General features: G+C 71.6%; 15 protein-coding genes and 1 riboswitch. Of the genes, 7 read left to right on the plus strand and 8 right to left on the minus strand.

What is annotated here, in order from left to right:
* Positions 1-18 precede the first annotated feature (18 nt).
* Both HNR22_RS31705 and HNR22_RS20800 read right to left on the minus strand, forming a co-directional pair.
* Positions 19-1,671 (minus strand): hypothetical protein, encoded by a 1,653-nt coding sequence (locus HNR22_RS31705; RefSeq protein WP_179781744.1) that lies wholly within the window; start codon positions 1,669-1,671, stop codon positions 19-21.
* A gap of 114 nt (positions 1,672-1,785) precedes the next feature.
* Complete coding sequence (locus tag HNR22_RS20800; RefSeq protein ID WP_179781745.1) at positions 1,786-3,345, minus strand: C40 family peptidase; 1,560 nt, start codon at positions 3,343-3,345, stop codon at positions 1,786-1,788.
* Positions 3,346-3,582: 237 nt separating this feature from the next.
* On the opposite strand from HNR22_RS20800, the gene mqnE reads away from it, so the two are divergent.
* From mqnE to HNR22_RS20815, 3 genes are all read left to right on the plus strand, one after another.
* Positions 3,583-4,752: an aminofutalosine synthase MqnE gene (gene mqnE / locus HNR22_RS20805; protein WP_088951092.1), complete on the plus strand. Its 1,170-nt coding sequence runs from the start codon at positions 3,583-3,585 to the stop codon at positions 4,750-4,752.
* A 23-nt stretch (positions 4,753-4,775) separates the two neighbouring features.
* Positions 4,776-5,213, plus strand: coding sequence for a hypothetical protein (locus HNR22_RS20810; RefSeq protein ID WP_179781746.1), 438 nt, complete (start codon positions 4,776-4,778; stop codon positions 5,211-5,213).
* Between the two features lie 73 nt (positions 5,214-5,286).
* On the plus strand, positions 5,287-5,583 hold the full coding sequence (locus tag HNR22_RS20815; protein WP_179781747.1) for a DUF4229 domain-containing protein: 297 nt from the start codon (positions 5,287-5,289) through the stop codon (positions 5,581-5,583).
* Between the two features lie 76 nt (positions 5,584-5,659).
* On the opposite strand, the gene HNR22_RS20820 is transcribed toward HNR22_RS20815, so the two are convergent.
* Complete coding sequence (locus tag HNR22_RS20820; protein WP_179781748.1) at positions 5,660-6,997, minus strand: C39 family peptidase; 1,338 nt, start codon at positions 6,995-6,997, stop codon at positions 5,660-5,662.
* 211 nt (positions 6,998-7,208) lie between these two features.
* Between HNR22_RS20820 and HNR22_RS20825 the strand changes: the two genes are divergently transcribed.
* The 4 genes from HNR22_RS20825 (at position 7,209) to HNR22_RS20840 (ending at position 12,492) form a co-directional block, all read left to right on the plus strand.
* On the plus strand, positions 7,209-9,089 hold the full coding sequence (locus HNR22_RS20825) for a M14 family metallopeptidase (protein WP_179781749.1): 1,881 nt from the start codon (positions 7,209-7,211) through the stop codon (positions 9,087-9,089).
* A gap of 143 nt (positions 9,090-9,232) precedes the next feature.
* A riboswitch (cobalamin riboswitch) is annotated at positions 9,233-9,355 on the plus strand.
* 85 nt (positions 9,356-9,440) lie between these two features.
* The gene (locus tag HNR22_RS20830) at positions 9,441-10,370 is read left to right on the plus strand and encodes an ABC transporter substrate-binding protein (RefSeq protein ID WP_179781750.1); all 930 of its coding nucleotides are present in this window, start codon (positions 9,441-9,443) and stop codon (positions 10,368-10,370) included.
* Positions 10,371-10,504: 134 nt separating this feature from the next.
* Positions 10,505-11,566 (plus strand): FecCD family ABC transporter permease, encoded by a 1,062-nt coding sequence (locus tag HNR22_RS20835; RefSeq protein ID WP_179783651.1) that lies wholly within the window; start codon positions 10,505-10,507, stop codon positions 11,564-11,566.
* A 71-nt stretch (positions 11,567-11,637) separates the two neighbouring features.
* Positions 11,638-12,492, plus strand: a complete 855-nt coding sequence (locus HNR22_RS20840; RefSeq protein WP_343059899.1) for an ABC transporter ATP-binding protein — start codon at positions 11,638-11,640, stop codon at positions 12,490-12,492.
* Here HNR22_RS20840 and HNR22_RS20845 read toward each other — a convergent pair.
* The 5 genes from HNR22_RS20845 to HNR22_RS20865 form a co-directional block, all read right to left on the minus strand.
* Entirely contained in the window at positions 12,442-13,206 is a 765-nt protein-coding gene (locus HNR22_RS20845; protein ID WP_179781751.1) for a VOC family protein, read from the minus strand. The two genes, HNR22_RS20840 and HNR22_RS20845, sit on opposite strands and share 51 nt — an antisense overlap.
* A 94-nt stretch (positions 13,207-13,300) precedes the next feature.
* Entirely contained in the window at positions 13,301-14,038 is a 738-nt protein-coding gene (locus HNR22_RS20850; RefSeq protein ID WP_179781752.1) for an ABC transporter permease, read from the minus strand.
* Positions 14,039-14,048: 10 nt separating this feature from the next.
* Positions 14,049-14,990, minus strand: a complete 942-nt coding sequence (locus HNR22_RS20855) for an ABC transporter ATP-binding protein (protein ID WP_179781753.1) — start codon at positions 14,988-14,990, stop codon at positions 14,049-14,051.
* On the minus strand, positions 14,987-15,298 hold the full coding sequence (locus HNR22_RS20860) for a transcriptional regulator (protein WP_179781754.1): 312 nt from the start codon (positions 15,296-15,298) through the stop codon (positions 14,987-14,989). The genes HNR22_RS20855 and HNR22_RS20860 overlap by 4 nt, the downstream gene beginning before the upstream one ends.
* Positions 15,295-15,933 carry a transporter gene (locus HNR22_RS20865; RefSeq protein WP_179781755.1) on the minus strand — a complete coding sequence of 213 codons (639 nt, stop codon included), beginning with the start codon at positions 15,931-15,933 and terminating at the stop codon, positions 15,295-15,297. The genes HNR22_RS20860 and HNR22_RS20865 overlap by 4 nt, the downstream gene beginning before the upstream one ends.
* Positions 15,934-16,063: the final 130 nt, after the last annotated feature.

A 16,063-nucleotide genomic window follows, 5' to 3' on the forward strand; every position in this document is an offset into this window, starting at 1 on the left:
TCACGCCCGCCCGATGACTCACCCGTTGAGCGCGCCGCCGACCAGACCGTCCAAGGCGTCGCCGGCAAGCAGGACGATCATGACACTGATCGCGACCAAAAGCCCCAGAGCGGCGGCCAGGACGATCATGACCTTGGCGTTGCTGCGCCGCTCGGACGGCGTGTCGGCCCAGCCCTGGGCCAGGATGTGCCCGGTCAGCGAGCCGGAGTTCTCCACCGCGTTGGCGGGCATCGCGATCGTGGTGAAACCCGGCCCGTCGCCGCTGCCGTAGACGGTTCCGGCCAGGTCGGTGCCGCCACTGTGTCGCCCACCACGAGCGCCGGCCGTGCCCTGTTCGGAGCTGACCGAAGGGCCTGCGGGCGGTCCGGTGAATCGGGAGTTTCCGGCGGCGCTGCCCGTCGACGGGGGAGTGCCGACGCTGGACGGCGGCCAGCTCGGCAGCGCTGGCGCCGGCACCGGCGGTGCCGAGACGGGTGCCTCGGCCCAGCCGCCGCCCGCTGCGGGGCGGGTCGCCTGGGCGGTGGACTGCCATCCGGCCGGCGGTGCGGAAACCGATGCGGTCGCTCGTACGCCGGGCGTGTCGGTCATCGCCGGCGGAGGCGGAAACGGCGGTGCCGGCATCGGGCCCGGTGGACCCGGCGGCGCGGGCACCGGCGGACCGGGCGGCGGCACGGGCGGGCCCGGGATGGGCGGCGAGGGCGGGCCCGGGATGGGCGGCACCGGCGAGGGCGGCGGCACGGGTGGACCCGGGACGGGCGGAACCGGACCGGGCGGCGGCGTGGGTCGGGGCCCTGGCGTCGGCATCGGGCCGGGCGGGTACGGCCCCGGATCCGGCGCGGGCTCCGGCTCGGGTGGTGACGGCTGGGTCGGCCCGGGGCCGGGTGGCGTGGGTGACGGCTCCGGTTCCGGAGTCGACGGCTCCGGCGGCTGGGCCGGCTCCGGTGGCTGCGCCGGCTCGGGCGGCTCGGGGTTCACCGGCCCGGCTCCGTAGACGGTGGGCGTGCTCCCCCGGGAGGTCGGGGTGCCGATGGCACCGGCCGTGACCCGGCTGCTGCCGGGAACCGTGGCGCTGGCCCGGGCCGGAGCGGCCGAGTCGTTCCGCTGCCCGGGCAACGACACGTCGGCCGGACTGGCCGAGCCGGTCGCACGATAGGTGGTGGCGGTGACCGGGGCGCTGACCGGCAGGTCACTGCGGAGGGCCCCGGCGGTGGCGACGCTGGCCCTGGCCCGTACCGGTGCGGCGGGTTGGTCCGGGCGGGCGTCGGCGGTTGCGGCCTGCCCGGAGCCGACGGCGGGACCGTCCGTGTCGACGCCGCTGCCGTCGGAAGCGGCGTCGGCCGCGTCGGCGTCGGCCGCGTCGGCGTCGGCCGCGTCGGCGTCGGCGGGCGCGGTGTCGGCTGAGTCGCCACGGGGGGACGGGGTGTCGTCAGTGGTGGTCCTGGCCGTGCCGCTGGCGGCCCGCGCTGTGTCGGTGGCGACCGAGGCCGTGCCGGCAGCGGGTGAGGCCGTGCCGCTGGCGGCCGAAGCTGTGCCGGTGGCGGCCGGGGCTGCGGGAGGGTCGACCGGGGCGGCCTCGGTGGGAGACACCGGGTCGCCGGTGCCGAGCCCTGGCGGGTCGGCTTGGTCGACCACAGGGTCGACAGTCTCCGCCGGATCTTTCTGCTCGGCCATCTCCGCCCTCCGCGCCATGCTCGCACCCGGACCCGTGACGTCGAGTCGGATGTGCCTGGTTGTCACGGTGCCACAGATCGCCCCGACCGGACAGCCGGAGCCGGTCGTGGCGGATCAACCAGCGGTGCTGGGGCTGCCCGACGGGCTGTCGCCGCCCGACGCGCTCGTGGTGGCCTTCGGAGTGGTCGCCGGTGACGAGCTGCTCGGGGCGTTGGTCGGTGGCGGGGGCAGCGTCGACGGCGTGTTGCTCGGGGTGGCTGACGAGCTCGGCGAGGTGCTCCCGGTCGGCGTGGGCGTCAGCGTCAGCGTCGGCTTCGGCGTGGGCGTCGCGCTGTCGGTCGGCTTCGGCGTGGCCGAAGCCGTCGGTGTCGGGGTAGCCGACTTCGTCGGGGTGGGCGTCGGCTTCACGGTGGGCGGCACGCTGGGCGTCGTGACCGGTGGGGTCGGGATCGACACGATCGGTCCCGGCACCGCGCCGATGACCCGGGTCGCCGCGTACAGGCGGGACCAGCTGACGACCGAGATCTTGACGACGTCGCCGGTGGTGGGCGCCTGCACCATCTTGCCGTTGCCGATGTACATGCCGACGTGGTGGATCGTCGTCCAACTGCTGCCGGAGGCGAAGAAGAGCAGGTCGCCGGGGAGCAGCGCGCTCTGCGGCACCGTCCGCGCCCGGGTGGCGGCGTACTGGTCGCGGGAGACCCGGGGCAGGTCGAAGTAGTCGGCGCCGGGAGACCGGTACGCCGCCCACATCAGACCGGAGCAGTCGAACTGGTTCGGCCCCTCCTCGGACCACTTGTACGGGTCGCCGAGCTGGGCGAGCGCGTACCGGACCGCGGCAAGTGCCCGCGGGTGGGCGGCCATGCCGCTGATGTTCTGGTTGGAGACGTAGCCGGCGCCGATCTGCTGCTCGGCGGCCTCCTGCTGACGCTCGATCTCGATCAGCTGTGCGGCGTTGTCGCGGCGCAACTTGAGCAGGCTCGCCTCGGCCGTGCGGAGCGATGCCTCGCCGGCGGTGAACTCCGCCTCGACGGAGTCGACCCGGGTCTTGGCGGCGGCGTGCGCCTGGTAGGCGAGCTGCTCGTTGCTGCGGGCCCGGGACAGCTCCCCGGCCACGCCGGTGGTGCCGCCGTCCACCTTCTGGCCCCGGGTGATCTGCTGGAGGCGGTTGAGCTCGCGGATGTCCTGGGCGAGGTCGCTGTCCGGCAGCGCGGCAGCTGCCTTGACGGCGTCGGCGGCGGCCGCGTCGGCCGCCTGTTGGGCCCGGAGCAGGGCGTCCTGCGCGGCTGCCAGTGTCTTGCCGGCCGCGTCGAGCTGCGCCTTGGCGTCGATGCGTTTCTGCTTGGTCAGCAACAGCGTCTCACCGAGCGCGCCGACCTGGGCCTCGCCGGCGGAGATGGCGGCGGCCAGCGGGCCCGTGCCGACGTTGACCACCGGCGGGACCGGGACACCGGCGATGGGAGCGCCACCGGGCAGTTGAAGCGCACCGGTCACCGCGGGGCGGGAACCGGTGTCCGGAACGGTGGTCGGCAGTCCGGGCTCGGCGTACGCGGGGGTGGACAGCACGGCCGCGGCGATCGCGCCGAGCAGGGCGGCCCAGAGCTTCGGACGCAGCACCGGCGAGATCACCGGGCTCCGTCGTCGCTGCCGTCGCCCGCGCCCGCTGTCGACCATTCCGCTCCCCGTCCCGCAGTCCGTCACCGCGCTTGGTGGGCGCGGCGGTCGGGACGGTACCAGTGTGTGGTTCCGCCCCGTTCTGTCTTACCGCACGGCGGCAGTGATGTCGATGCATCCCCGGGTTACAGGAGGCTGAGAGTCTGGTGAAGTGGATCGCTGCCGGCGACCGTGCCGCCGTGGCTGTCGGCGTCCCGACGTACGCTCGACGAGGACCGCAGGTGGAAGGGACGTGCCATGGACGCCGGACTCAAGCGTGAGCTCGAAGCGAAGGTGTACGCCGGTGAGCGGCTGACCCGGGAGGACGGGGTCGCCCTCTACGACAGCGACGACCTGACGTGGCTGGGCCGGTTGGCGCACCACAAGCGCACCGAGCTCAACGGTGACCGGGTGATGTTCAACGTCAACCGGCACCTCAACCTGACCAACGTCTGCTCGGCGTCCTGTGCGTACTGCTCGTTCCAGCGCAAGCCGGGCGAGAAGGACGCATACACGATGCGCATCGACGAGGCGGTCCGCAAGGCCAAGGAGATGGAGGATGAGCAGCTCACCGAGCTGCACATCGTCAACGGCCTGCACCCGACCCTGCCCTGGCGCTACTACCCCAAGGTGCTGCGCGAGCTGAAGGCGGCGCTGCCGAACGTCAAGCTCAAGTGCTTCACGGCGACCGAGGTGCAGTGGTTCGAGAAGATCAGCGGTCTGAGCGCCGACGAGATCCTCGACGAGCTGATGGACGCCGGCCTGGAGTCGCTGACCGGCGGTGGCGCGGAGATCTTCGACTGGGAGGTCCGGCAGCACATCGTCGACCACGCCTGCCACTGGGAAGACTGGTCGCGCATCCACGCCCTGGCGCACCGCAAGGGCATGAAGACCCCGGCGACGATGCTGTACGGCCACATCGAGGAGCCCCGGCACCGGGTCGACCACGTGCTGCGGCTGCGTGAGCTTCAGGACGAGACCGGGGGCTTCGCGGTCTTCATCCCGCTGCGCTACCAGCATGACTTCGTGGACTCGGCGGACGGCAAGATCCGTAACCGGATCCAGGCGCGCACCACGATGGCCTCGCCGGCCGAGTCGCTGAAGACGTTCGCCGTCTCCCGGCTGCTCTTCGACAACGTGCCGCACGTCAAGAACTTCTGGGTGATGCACGGGCTGTCGGTGGCCCAGCTCTCGCTGAACTTCGGCGTGGACGACCTGGACGGCTCCGTCGTCGAATACAAGATCACGCACGACGCCGACTCGTACGGCACCCCGAACACGATGCACCGCGAGGACCTGCTGCACCTGATCTGGGACGCAGGGTTCCAGCCGGTCGAGCGGGACACCCGCTACAACGTGGTCCGGGAGTACGACAAGGCCCCGTCGCTGGCCGAGCGGCGCGCCGAGCCGCAGCAGGTCTGGGCCTGAGCCACCACGTACCCTCGCAGTCGATGACCGAGCAACGCGAACCTGAGCAGCAGAGTGGGTTTCCCCGCCGGGACGCCGAGGGGCGCATCCGTACCCTCGGCGATCTGCTCGGGGTGTGCCTGGCTGGCCTGGTCATCGGCGTGCTGGCGTTGGTGTTGTTCGACTGGGCGTTCGCCTCGATCGGCGCCAGTGATTTCGGGCACACCAACGGCTGGCTGGCGGTGATCCTGCCGGCGTGGCTGTTCTGGGATGACTTCCGGGCCTGGGAGTTCGGCGCGGCCCGGGTGGTGGCGGCGCTGGTCGCCGCCGCCGTCGGGGTGTTCGTCGGGCTGCTGATCGCCGGTCTGGGCTCCGGGTTGCCACCGTTGCTCTCCGGCGCGTTGGCAGCGGCGGCGTTCACCGTGGCGTACGCGGCCCTCTGGTTCCCGGGCGTCCGCTGGCTGTCCCGCCGAACCGGCTGACCGCGACCGCCCGCCGGGCGGATCGACCCTCCCGCCGACATCGGCGGGCGACGGAGAGAACGGAGTGGTACGGGTGAGCGCCGCGCTCAAGTACACGCTGGGCCGGATCGGGCTGTTCGTCGCCGTGCTGGCGGGCCTCTGGCTGATCGACATGAACGTGTTCCTGAAGCTGATGTTGGCGCTGGCCTTCTCCGCCGCGCTCTCCTTCTTCCTGCTGCGCGGTTGGCGGGACGAGATGGCCGAGGAGATCGGCACCGCCGCCGAGCGCCGGCGCACCGAGAAGGAGCGCCTCCGCACCGCCCTGGCCGGCGAAGACGACCCCAACCCCAACCCCACCCGCCCGGCTGAAGGCCCCGATACTCCGCGTTGATCATGAAGTTATTGCCCGACCACTCGGCGTGTCGGAGCAATAACTTCATGATCAACGGCGCACTGGGTGGGTTGGGTTACCAGTTGGTGGAGCCGGGGACCTTGGGCCAGGGCTTCGAGGTGGGCTTGATCAGGTACGCGATGCCGCCGGAGCCGCCGGAGACGCCGCCGCTGGCGTTGGTGCGCTTGGTCCGCAGCCAGATCTGCTCGAACTGCGCGCGCTTGTAGACGTTGCGCACCACGTCGTTGCTGGACGAGGCGGGGTCGTTGACGATCACGTCGCCGTCGGCGGTGAAGCCGACCACCACGAACAGGTGCCCGGAGGTGCCGTAGTTCGCCCCGTCCAGCTCACTGGCGAGGAAGGACTGGCTGGTCACGACGGGGATGCCGGCGGCGATGAAGCGCTCCAGCTCGTCCAGAGAGTGCAGTCGGGTCACCCGGCCCTCCAGGCCGGGGAAGCTGGCCGCGTACGCGGTGTTGAACGGCCAGTTGCCGGCACCGTCGTACGCGTAGTCGTAGGTCATCCGGGCCGCGTGGTTGACCGTCGGGTCGGGGTAGGTCGGGTCCACCCAGGAGGTGTCGGCCTCCGAGGGTTTGCGGCCCCAGTACTCGACCACCATCTCCGTGGAGGTGGGTGAGCACCACGCCTCGCCGCCGCCGTCGTACTCAGGGTAGTGCCCGGAGTGCACGTTCTGCGAGTAGCGCGGCACCGGCAGCTCCACGCCCCAGGCGATGTGCCCGGCGCTCGGGGTCACGGTGAACCGGTCCGGCACTGTGGAACTCATCGCGCCGAGCATCCGCACCACCGGTGCGGCGGTCTGCCCGGGTGCCCGGTAGAGGGTCAGCCGCAGCTGGTACGACCGCAGCAGCACCCCGGCGGTGGCGTCGTCGATGCTGAAGGTGTCGGTCCAGATCGTCGACCAGGGGTCACCCTGCCGGTTGACGCTGGTCCGCTTGATGTCGGTGTCGCCGGACGCCCAGCGACCCATCACGTACCACGGGGTCTGGTCGCCGCTGGTGTAGCTGCCCTGCATCTCCACCTGGATCCAGGTGCCGGCGGGGGTTTCCGCGTTCCAGGAGGCGATCAACTCGCTGGCGTCGAACCCGATCCGGGTCACCGGCGAGGTCCAGGTGCCGTATTCCCAGGTGCGGGTGGTGCCGGTGTGCGGGTCGGCGTACTCGGTGGTGCCGGCCGGACGGGCGAGGGTGAGGCCCGCTCGGGCGCCGGGCACCACGCGGGTGCCGGACCGGCTGCCCCGGTGCCAGTCGGCGGGCCCGGACCAGTCCTGGAAGGTGATCTGCTCGTCGTGGGTGGCGGCGGGCGGGCGGGCCGCCGTCGCGGGCGCGCTGGTGGCGAGCAGGGTGAGCGCGGTGACGCCGGCGAGGGCGGCCGCGTGCAGGCGGGATCTGGCCATGGGTGCTCCGCGGTGTCGAGAGGGGCATCGTCGTTGGTCAGTTTTCCGCTTGGAGGGAAGTTTCGCCAGATGTTCCTGAGTGGAAAATCATTGCCGCCGGGATGATCGGCTCGGGATGGACAAGGCAGCGAAGGATATTGATATGACCATGTGACAGGTGGTGAAGTGTCCTTCACCAAGCGGGATCTCCCGCTCATCGAGGAGGTAGTCCATGGCCCTCCGCACGCCCATCCCTCTCCGCCGCGTCCTGGTGCTCGCCGTCGTCACCGGGCTGGGCATCGTCACCGTCGCCGCTGGTCCGGTCGCCGCCCGACCCGCACCGGACCGGTCCACCGAGCCGGCCGCCGCCAGCTACCGGGTGCTCGGGCCCCGGACCCTCGCCGACCGCAACGCGGTGGCCCGTACCGGAGCCGCCATCGACTACTCGGAACACGGCGTGCTGCACATCTCGGCGACCGCGGGTGAGGCCGCCGCGATCGGCAAGCTCGGCTTCCGGCTGGAACCGCTGGCGCCGCCACCCAACGCCGAGCGCGGCGCCGGCGAGATCGGCACGATGGCCTTCCCGCCCGCCGACTCCAACTACCACGACTACGCGGAACTGACCGCCGTCGTGAACCAGGTCGTCGCCGACCATCCGGCGATCGCCCGCAAGATCAGCATCGGTTCGTCGTACGAGGGCCGCGACCTTATGGCGGTGAAGATCTCCGACAACGTCGGCACCGACGAGAACGAACCCGAGATCCTGTTCAACTCCCAACAGCACGCCCGTGAGCACCTGACCGTCGAGATGGCGATCTACCTGCTCAACCTGTTCACCGACAGCTACGGCTCCGACTCCCGGATCACCAACATCGTCAACGGTCGGGAGATCTGGATCGTGCCGACGGTCAACCCGGACGGCAGCGAGTACGACATCGCCACCGGGTCGTACCGGTCCTGGCGCAAGAACCGGCAGCCCAACAGTGGTTCGTCCAACGTCGGCACCGACCTGAACCGCAACTGGGGCTACAACTGGGGTTGCTGCGGCGGCTCGTCCGGCTCCACCTCGTCGGAGACCTACCGGGGGCCGTCGGCGTTCTCCGCCCCGGAAACGCAGGCGTTGCGCAACTTCGTCAACGGTCGGGTGGTCGGTGGCGTGCAGCAGATCAAGGCCAACATCGACTTCCACACGTATTCGCAGCTGGTGCTCTGGCCGTACGGCTACACGACGGCGAACACCGCGACGGGCATGAACGCGGACCAGTACAACACCTTCGCCACCATCGGCCAGCAGATGGCGGCGACCAACAACTACACCCCGGAACAGTCCAGCGACCTCTACATCACCGACGGGGACAGCCTGGACTGGATGTGGGCCACCCACAACATCTGGGCGTACACCTTCGAGATGTACCCGGGCTCGTCCGGCGGCGGCGGCTTCTACCCGCCCGACGAGGTGATCCCCGCGCAGACCAGCCGCAACCGCGAGGCCGTGCTGCTGCTCAGCGAGTACGCCGACTGCCCGTACCGGGCCATCGGCAAGCAGGCGCAGTACTGCGGCAGCGGTGGTGGCGGCACCACGGTCTGGTCGGACACCTTCGAGACCGCCACCGGCTGGACCATCAACCCGTCCGGCACCGACACCGCCACCGTCGGCGCGTTCGAGCGGGGCGCCGCCCAGGCGACCACGTCCTCCGGCGCCAAGCAGCTCACCCCGTACGCCGGATCCAACGACCTGGTCACCGGCCGGCTCGCCGGCTCGGCGGCGGGTGACTACGACCTCGACGGCGGCGTGACCAGTGCCCGGTCCCCGGCGGTGACCCTGCCGTCGTCCGGCACACTGAATCTCTCGCTGGCCTGGTATCTGGCGCACGGCTCGAACGCCTCGTCGGCGGACTACCTGCGGGTGAGTGTCGTGCACAACGGCGGCACCACCGCGCTGCTCACCCAGGCCGGCGCGGCGACCAACCGCAACGGGAGTTGGGCGGTTGCCAACCTCAACCTCACCCCGTACGCCGGGCAGTCGGTCCGCATCCTCGTCGAGGCGGCGGATGCCTCCGGCGCCAGCCTGGTCGAGGCGGCTGTGGACAACGTCACCATCACGTCCTCCTGATCGGGTGGGGTCCCGCTCCGCCCCGGCGGGGCCCCACCACCCGCTCCCGAGCCTCCAGATACGGGACATATCCCTACTGTGTCGCGGTTCCGATCGTCCGGCACCGATCGCCCCTTGATCGATCCGGCACGTCCCGGCGGTGCGCTACCGTCTTACCGACCAGTCCGCAGCGAAGCCGGTGCTAAACCCGGCGCTGTCCCGCAACTGTGATGCCCCACCCGACGGTGGGGACGAGCCAGGTCGCCTGCGGATCGGTCGCGATACGCGCTCTCGAGGAAGGGCGCCTCGTGGGCGGGCGTACGAAAGTCCCTGTCGGCGAAGCACCACACTCCTCGACCGACAGGAGGCCCCATGTTCAGACGTACCCCTCGGCTCTTCGCCGCGACCCTCGCGGTCGCCGCGCTAGCCCTCGGCGCCTGCGCCGAGAAGGCCGACGACAAGCCGACCACCGGCACCGCGGCCGCCGCGTACCCGGTCACGGTCGGCACGCTCACCCTCGACAAGCGCCCCGAGAAGATCGTCGCGCTGTCGCCGACCGCCACCGAGATGCTCTTCGCGATCGGTGCCGGCCCGCAGGTGACCGCCGTCGACGACCAGTCCAACTACCCGGCCGACGCTCCCAAGAGCGACCTCTCCGCCTTCCAGCCGAACGCCGAGGCGATCGCCGGTAAGAACCCCGACCTGGTGGTGCTCTCCGACGACCGCAACAAGATCGTCGAGCAGCTCGGCAAGCTGAAGATCCCGGTGTACCAGACCCCGGCGGCCACCACGCTCGACGACACGTACCGGCAGATCACCGAACTGGGCACGCTGACCGGGCACGCCGACCAGGCCACCGACGTCGCCAGCCGGATGAAGGACGACATCGCCAAGCTGGTCAAGGACCTGCCGCAGCGCGCCGAGAAGCTCACCTACTACCACGAGCTGGGCCCCGAGCTGTACAGCGCGACCAGCAAGACCTTCATCGGCACGCTCTACAGCCAGGTCGGTCTGACCAACATCGCCGACCCCGCCGACGCGGACGGTAAGAACGCCGGCTACCCGCAGCTGTCCCAGGAGTTCATCGTCAAGGCCAACCCGGACTTCGTCTTCCTGGCCGACTCCAAGTGCTGCCAGCAGAACGCCGACTCGGTCAAGGCGCGCAGCGGCTGGGCCGGGCTCACCGCGGTGAAGAACAACCAGGTCATCGCACTGGACGACGACGTCGCCTCCCGCTGGGGGCCGCGGGTCGTGGACCTGCTCCGGGTCATCATCGACGCGGTCGCCAGGGTGCCCGCGTGACCGTCGTCCGTCGGTGAGCGAGGAGTGAGCCGGGTTTGCGAGCCCCGCAGTCGCGAACGAAAGACGGCTCGGTGACCGGGCCGCTTCCCGCGGCCCGGTCCGCCGGACCGCCGTCCGCGTCGCGGCCCGCTGGGCTGCCGTCAACAGCCCGGCCCGCCGGGCTGCGCAAGCGATGGCTGGTCGCCGGGGTGTTCGCGGTGCTCGTCGCGCTCGTCGCCGGGGTGTCGCTCGGCCCGGTCAGCCTGCCCGCCGGCAGCGTCGCGGCCGAGCTGCTCAACCTGATCCCGGGGGTGCACCTCGACAGCGGCCTCTCCGAGCGAGAGATCGCGATCGTCACCGAGCTGCGGTTGCCCCGAGTGGTGCTGGGCCTGCTGGTCGGCGGGCTGCTCGCCCTCGCCGGTGGCTGCTACCAGGGCGTGTTCCGCAACCCGCTCGCCGACCCGTACCTCCTGGGCGTGGCCGCTGGCGCCGGCCTCGCGGTCACCGCGGCGATCGCCCTCGGCGGTGCCGGCCGGCAAGGTGCGATCTCCGGGCTGCCGATGACCATCCCGTTGGCCGCGTTCGCCGGTTCACTGCTCGCCGTCACGATGACCTACGTGCTCGGCGCGGCCGGCGGGCGCGGCGGCTCACCGGCGATGCTGATCCTGGCCGGAGTGGCGGTCTCCGCGTTCCTCTCCGCCGGGCAGACGTACCTGCTGCAACGACACTCCGACAGCATCCAACCGGTCTACTCCTGGCTGCTCGGCCGGCTGGCCACCGCCGGCTGGCACGACGTGCTGCTGGTGCTGCCGTACGCCGCTCTGACCACGGTGGTGGTGCTGCTGCACCGCCGCGAGCTGGACGTCCTCGCGGTCGGTGACGACGAGGCGAGAAGTCTGGGCCTGCACCCGCAACGCACCCGCTACCTGTTGATCGCCGCAGCCTCCCTGGGCACCGCCGCGGCGGTCTCCGCGACCGGCCTGATCGGCTTCGTCGGCATCATCGTGCCGCACACCGTCCGGCTGCTCGCCGGGTCGAGCTACCGGGCGATCCTGCCGCTGTCACTGCTGTTCGGCGGTGCGTTCCTGGCGCTGACCGACGTGGTGGCCCGCACCGTCGCCGCTCCGTCCGAGGTGCCGATCGGGGTGGTGACCGCCCTGCTGGGCGGCCCGTTCTTCGTGATCGTGCTGCGGACCGCCCGACGGGTGCTCACGTGAGCCGCGAGCCCGCCGCCGGCCCGTCCGGCGGTCTTCCGTCCGGGGGTCTTCCGTCCGGGAGTCTTTCGTCCGTGGGTGGCGACGGCGGTGTGCCGGCCGTCGAGGTGCGCGGGCTGCACGTCGACCTCGGCGGCACACCGATCCTGACCGGCGTCGACCTCACCGTCGCCGTCGGCGAGTGGGTCACCGTGATCGGCCCGAACGGCGCCGGCAAGTCCACCCTGTTGCGCGCCGTCGGCGGCCTGCTGCCCGCGCCGGGGGTGATCACCCTGTTCGGTACGGCGAGCACCGCGCTGCGCCGCCGGGACCGCGCCCGGGTGGTGGCCACCGTGGCACAGTCGCCGGTGGTGCCGCCCGGCATGTCGGTGCTGGACTACGTGCTGCTCGGCCGCACCCCGTACATCCCCACACTGGGGCGGGAGTCGACCGCCGACCTCGACGCCGTGCACGAGGTGCTCGGCCGGTTGGACCTCACCGGCTTCCACCGCCGTGAGCTGGCCACCCTCTCCGGAGGCGAACGACAGCGGGTGTTCCTCGCCCGGGCGCTCGCCCAGGGCGCGACGCTGCTGCTGCTCGACGAGCCGACCAGCGCACTCGACATCGGGCACCAGCAGGAGGTGCTGGAACTGGTCGACCAGTTGCGCCGCGAGCACGGCCTGACCGTCCTCGCCACGATGCACGACCTCTCCCTCGCCGGCGAGTACGCCGACCGGATGGTGATGCTCGCCAGCGGTCAGGTGGTGGCCGCCGGAACCCCGTCCGAGGTGCTGACCGAGCACCTGCTGGCGACCCACTACCGGGCCAGCGTCCGGGTGGTCCCCGGCACCCACGGCCCACTGGTGGTCCCGGTCCGCCCCCGCGCGAGGTCGTCCAGGTCAGGGGCCGAGGTCGATGACGGAGAAGAGGGCACCCTGGGGGTCGCGTAGGGCTGCGAACCGGCCCGCCGGGATGTCCCGGGGCGGGACCAGGATCGTTCCGCCCAGCTCGGCGGCGCGGGCCGCGGCGGCGTCCGCGTCGGTCACCGCGAAGTACACCGTCCAGTACGCGGGCAGGTCGGCCGGGAAGTCGTCGGCCAGCGGCGGCATCATCCCGGCGACGATCTGCGTCCCGAGCCGCCAGCCGGTGTACGTCATGGGGCCCACCGCCTGGTCGTCCGGCTGCCAGCCGAAGACCAGCTCGTAGAAGACCTTCGCGCCCTCGGGGTCGGGAGTGACCAGTTCGTTCCAGCTCATCGCGCCCGGCACGTTGAACACTTCGGCGCCGGCCATGGCCAGCGGCTGCCAGACGCTGAACGTGGCGCCGGCCGGGTCGGCGAAGACCGCCATCCAGCCCCGGTCGAAGACCTCGAACGGCGGCACGACGACCTGCCCGCCGGCCCGTTCGACCCGGCCGGCGACCAGTTCCGCGTCGTCGGTGGCCAGGTACGTCGACCAGATCGGCACCTGGTCCGGGATCGCCGGTGGCCCGGCCCCGGCCACCGGCTTGCCGTCGAGCAGGAAGACCGTGTAGCCGCCCGCCTCGGGCTCCGGTGTCACCCGGCCGGTCCAGCCGAACAGCTCCGGGTAGAAGCGCCGCGCCTCGGTCAGGTCCGGGGTGGCCAGGTCGGCCCAGCAGGGCGTACCCGGCGGGACGGTGCTCACGTCAAGACCCCTCTCGGCCCGGGTGGTCACGGCGACCCCCTGCCGGAATCCTGGCACCGTCCCGCCGCGGCCCGGGGCGGAAACGGACGAATCGTCAGCTGAACCGGCGACCCTCGTCCCGTCGGTACGCCCAGCCGGCGAGCGCCGCGAGCAGCACCACCCAGACGCCGAGCATGATCATCGCCAGCGGCTCGACGCGGTATTTGCCGACCGCCGACCACATCAGCTCGGCCGCGCCCCGGGTGGGCAGGAACGGCGCGATCGTCTCGATGAACCCCGGTGCGTCACCGGGCGCGGAGAGCAGGCCGCCACCGAATGCGAGCGGCAGGAAGACGACCTGCGCCACGACGATCGCCGCCTTGCTGGGCAGCGAGTAGCCGATCGCGAGGCCCATCAGCGTGAACGGCACCGAGACGACGGCCACGGTGCCGATGGTCAGCAGTAGGGCCGGCAGGGTGATCTGGGCCGCGGTCAGCGTCGCGCCGATCACCACGACCGGGATCAGCGAGAGGTACGTCAGTGCCAGGCCGGCCAGCACCCGGCCCGCGAACCGGGGCGCGGGCCCGGCCGGCAAGGTTCGCGTGTACGGGTCCCAGGGATGGTCGCGGTCCTCGGCGACGCCGACGCCGTACTGGAAGATGTTGGCGCTCATCACCGAGAAGGTGACCATCGACGCGGTGGCGTAGGTGGCACCGGCCGAGTCCTCGCCGGCGAACGGCACCACGAAGAAGATCATGGCGGCGGCCGGGAAGAAGGCGCTGCCGACGACGGCCACCGGGATCCGGATGATCTCCAGTAGTTGGTAGCGGGCGTGAACCAGGGCGAGCTGCACGGTGGCCTCCTCAGACTGTGGTGGGTTGGCCGCCGGCAGCGGCGGTGGCGGCTCGGCCTTCGGTGGCCGGCTGGTCCCCGGCGGGCGCGCCCCCGCTGGTGATGGCGAGGAACGCCTCCTCCAGCGAGGTCGGTCGTACCTCCAGGTCGGTGAAGGCCGTTCCGGCCGTGACCAGCGCTCGGACCAGTTCGTCGGCGTCGGTGGTGAGCAGGTGCAGCCGGCCGTCGATGCGTTCGGTGCGCACGATGCCGGGCAGGTCGGGCAGGTGGTCGGCGACCAGGCTGACCCGGCGTACGCCGACGATGCCGCGCACGGCGTCCACGGTGTCGTCGGCGAGCACCCGGCCCTGCCCGATCACCACCACCCGGTGCGCCAGCGCCTCCACCTCCTCCAGGTAGTGGCTGCTCAACAGCACGGTGCCGCCGTCGGCATGGAACGCGCGGATCGCCTCCCAGAGGGTGTGCCGGGCGGCAACGTCCAGGCCGGTGGTCGGTTCGTCGAGCAGCACCAGTCGGGGTCGGCCGACGAATGCCAAAGCCACCGCCAACCGGCGGCGCTGGCCCCCGGAGAGGCCTCCGGTCTGCCGTCGGGCGAGGTCGCCCAGGCCGAACTGGTCGAGCAGTTCACCGCGGGGCACCGGGTCCGGGTAGTGCGCGGAGACGAAGTCGACGACCTCACGGACGCGCAGTGTGCCCGGCAGGCCGGTCTCCTGCGGGGTGACCCCGATCTGCCGCCGGTTCGCCGGGTCGCGGGGGTCGCCGCCGAACAGCTCGACCCGTCCCGAGCTGGGGCGGCGCAGGCCGACCAGCAGGTTCATCAGTGTGCTCTTGCCGGCGCCGTTCGGCCCGAGCAGGCCGACCAGCTCACCGGCCCGGACGTCCAGGTCGACACGGTCGAGGGCGAGGACGTCGCCGTACCGGCGACTGGCCTGGTCGGCGCGGGCGAGGGTCATGACTGCTCCTTCGACGGGGTGGGGTCGAGCAGGGTGCGGATGGCTTCGGTGTACTCCTCGAACGCCAGCCGGCCCCGCCGGCTGAGCCGGACCAGGGTTGCCGGGGTGCGTCCACGGTGGGTCTTGCTGATCTCCACGTAGCCGGCGTCCTCGAGCTTGCGCAGGTGCACGGAGAGGTTGCCGGCGGTCATCGCGAGCAGTTCCTGCAACCGGGGGAAGGCGATCAGGTCGCCGTCGCCGAGAGCAGAGAGGCTGGCGACCACCCGCAGCCGGGCCTGCGCGTGGATGACCGGGTCCAGCTCGCTCATCGGCGGTGTCGCTGTCGCCGTCGGGCGATCGCGCCAGCGACCAGGATCCCGCCGCCGCCGGCCACCGCAATGACCAGCGCGTGCCAGCCGGGCCCGGCAAACACACCGGCCAGGTTGATCACGCTGATCCAGACGCCCAGCCGGAAAAGGTCCCGATCCAGCCAGATCGCGCCACCGGCCATGTGCAGCGCGCCGGTCAGCCCGACGGCGGTCGCTGACCAGACCAGACCCGCCAGATCGTCCGGTAGGTGCTCGGAGATCCGGCCGAGCCCCGCGTAGATGCTCACGGAGCCGAGGGCCCACGTGCACCCGTACCAGCGCCCACGCTGGGCGGAGTCACCGATCACCTGGCCGTAGGCCCGTGTGCTGACCACTGCCTGGATCACTCCGGCAGCCAGGAGCAGCGCGAAGAGAACGGTCAGCGGCAGCCAGCTCGGCAGCCGGAGCAGCTCCCGGTCGTCGGGGGAGAACCGCAGGAAGAACAGCCCGAAACCGACCAGCCAGGCGACTCCCCAGGGCCAGTAGAGCAGGCGGGCGTCGGGATCGAGGCGCCGTGCCGTCGCGGACCGCTGGTCCTGGATCAGCCGGAGCGCCGCTGCCGCGTCGGCGGGCGGAAGGTCATCGTCTACGTCCACACAAACTACTTTACGATGCAAAGTCCCAACGCGGTGTCCCGCTCGACGTCCGGGTTACGACAGCGGCGCGCAGTGCCTATGGTGGTGAACCGTGGCGGCTGACCGGTCGCACAGGACACAGGGGAGGGTC

Origin of the sequence: Micromonospora jinlongensis (assembly GCF_013410645.1) — a bacterium.
GTDB lineage: Bacteria > Actinomycetota > Actinomycetes > Mycobacteriales > Micromonosporaceae > Micromonospora > Micromonospora zamorensis.

Excerpts from the sequence above, each read along its gene's own strand:
- HNR22_RS20830 (WP_179781750.1), top strand. The coding sequence starts at position 9,441 with ATGTTCAGACGTACCCCTCGGCTCTTCGCCGCGACCCTCGCGGTCGCC.
- HNR22_RS20810 (WP_179781746.1), top strand. The coding sequence starts at position 4,776 with ATGACCGAGCAACGCGAACCTGAGCAGCAGAGTGGGTTTCCCCGCCGG.
- HNR22_RS20860 (WP_179781754.1), bottom strand. The coding sequence starts at position 15,298 with ATGAGCGAGCTGGACCCGGTCATCCACGCGCAGGCCCGGCTGCGGGTG.
- HNR22_RS31705 (WP_179781744.1), bottom strand. The coding sequence starts at position 1,671 with ATGGCCGAGCAGAAAGATCCGGCGGAGACTGTCGACCCTGTGGTCGAC.
- mqnE (WP_088951092.1), top strand. The coding sequence starts at position 3,583 with ATGGACGCCGGACTCAAGCGTGAGCTCGAAGCGAAGGTGTACGCCGGT.
- HNR22_RS20800 (WP_179781745.1), bottom strand. The coding sequence starts at position 3,345 with ATGGTCGACAGCGGGCGCGGGCGACGGCAGCGACGACGGAGCCCGGTG.
- HNR22_RS20825 (WP_179781749.1), top strand. The coding sequence starts at position 7,209 with ATGGCCCTCCGCACGCCCATCCCTCTCCGCCGCGTCCTGGTGCTCGCC.
- HNR22_RS20820 (WP_179781748.1), bottom strand. The coding sequence starts at position 6,997 with ATGGCCAGATCCCGCCTGCACGCGGCCGCCCTCGCCGGCGTCACCGCG.
- HNR22_RS20855 (WP_179781753.1), bottom strand. The coding sequence starts at position 14,990 with ATGACCCTCGCCCGCGCCGACCAGGCCAGTCGCCGGTACGGCGACGTC.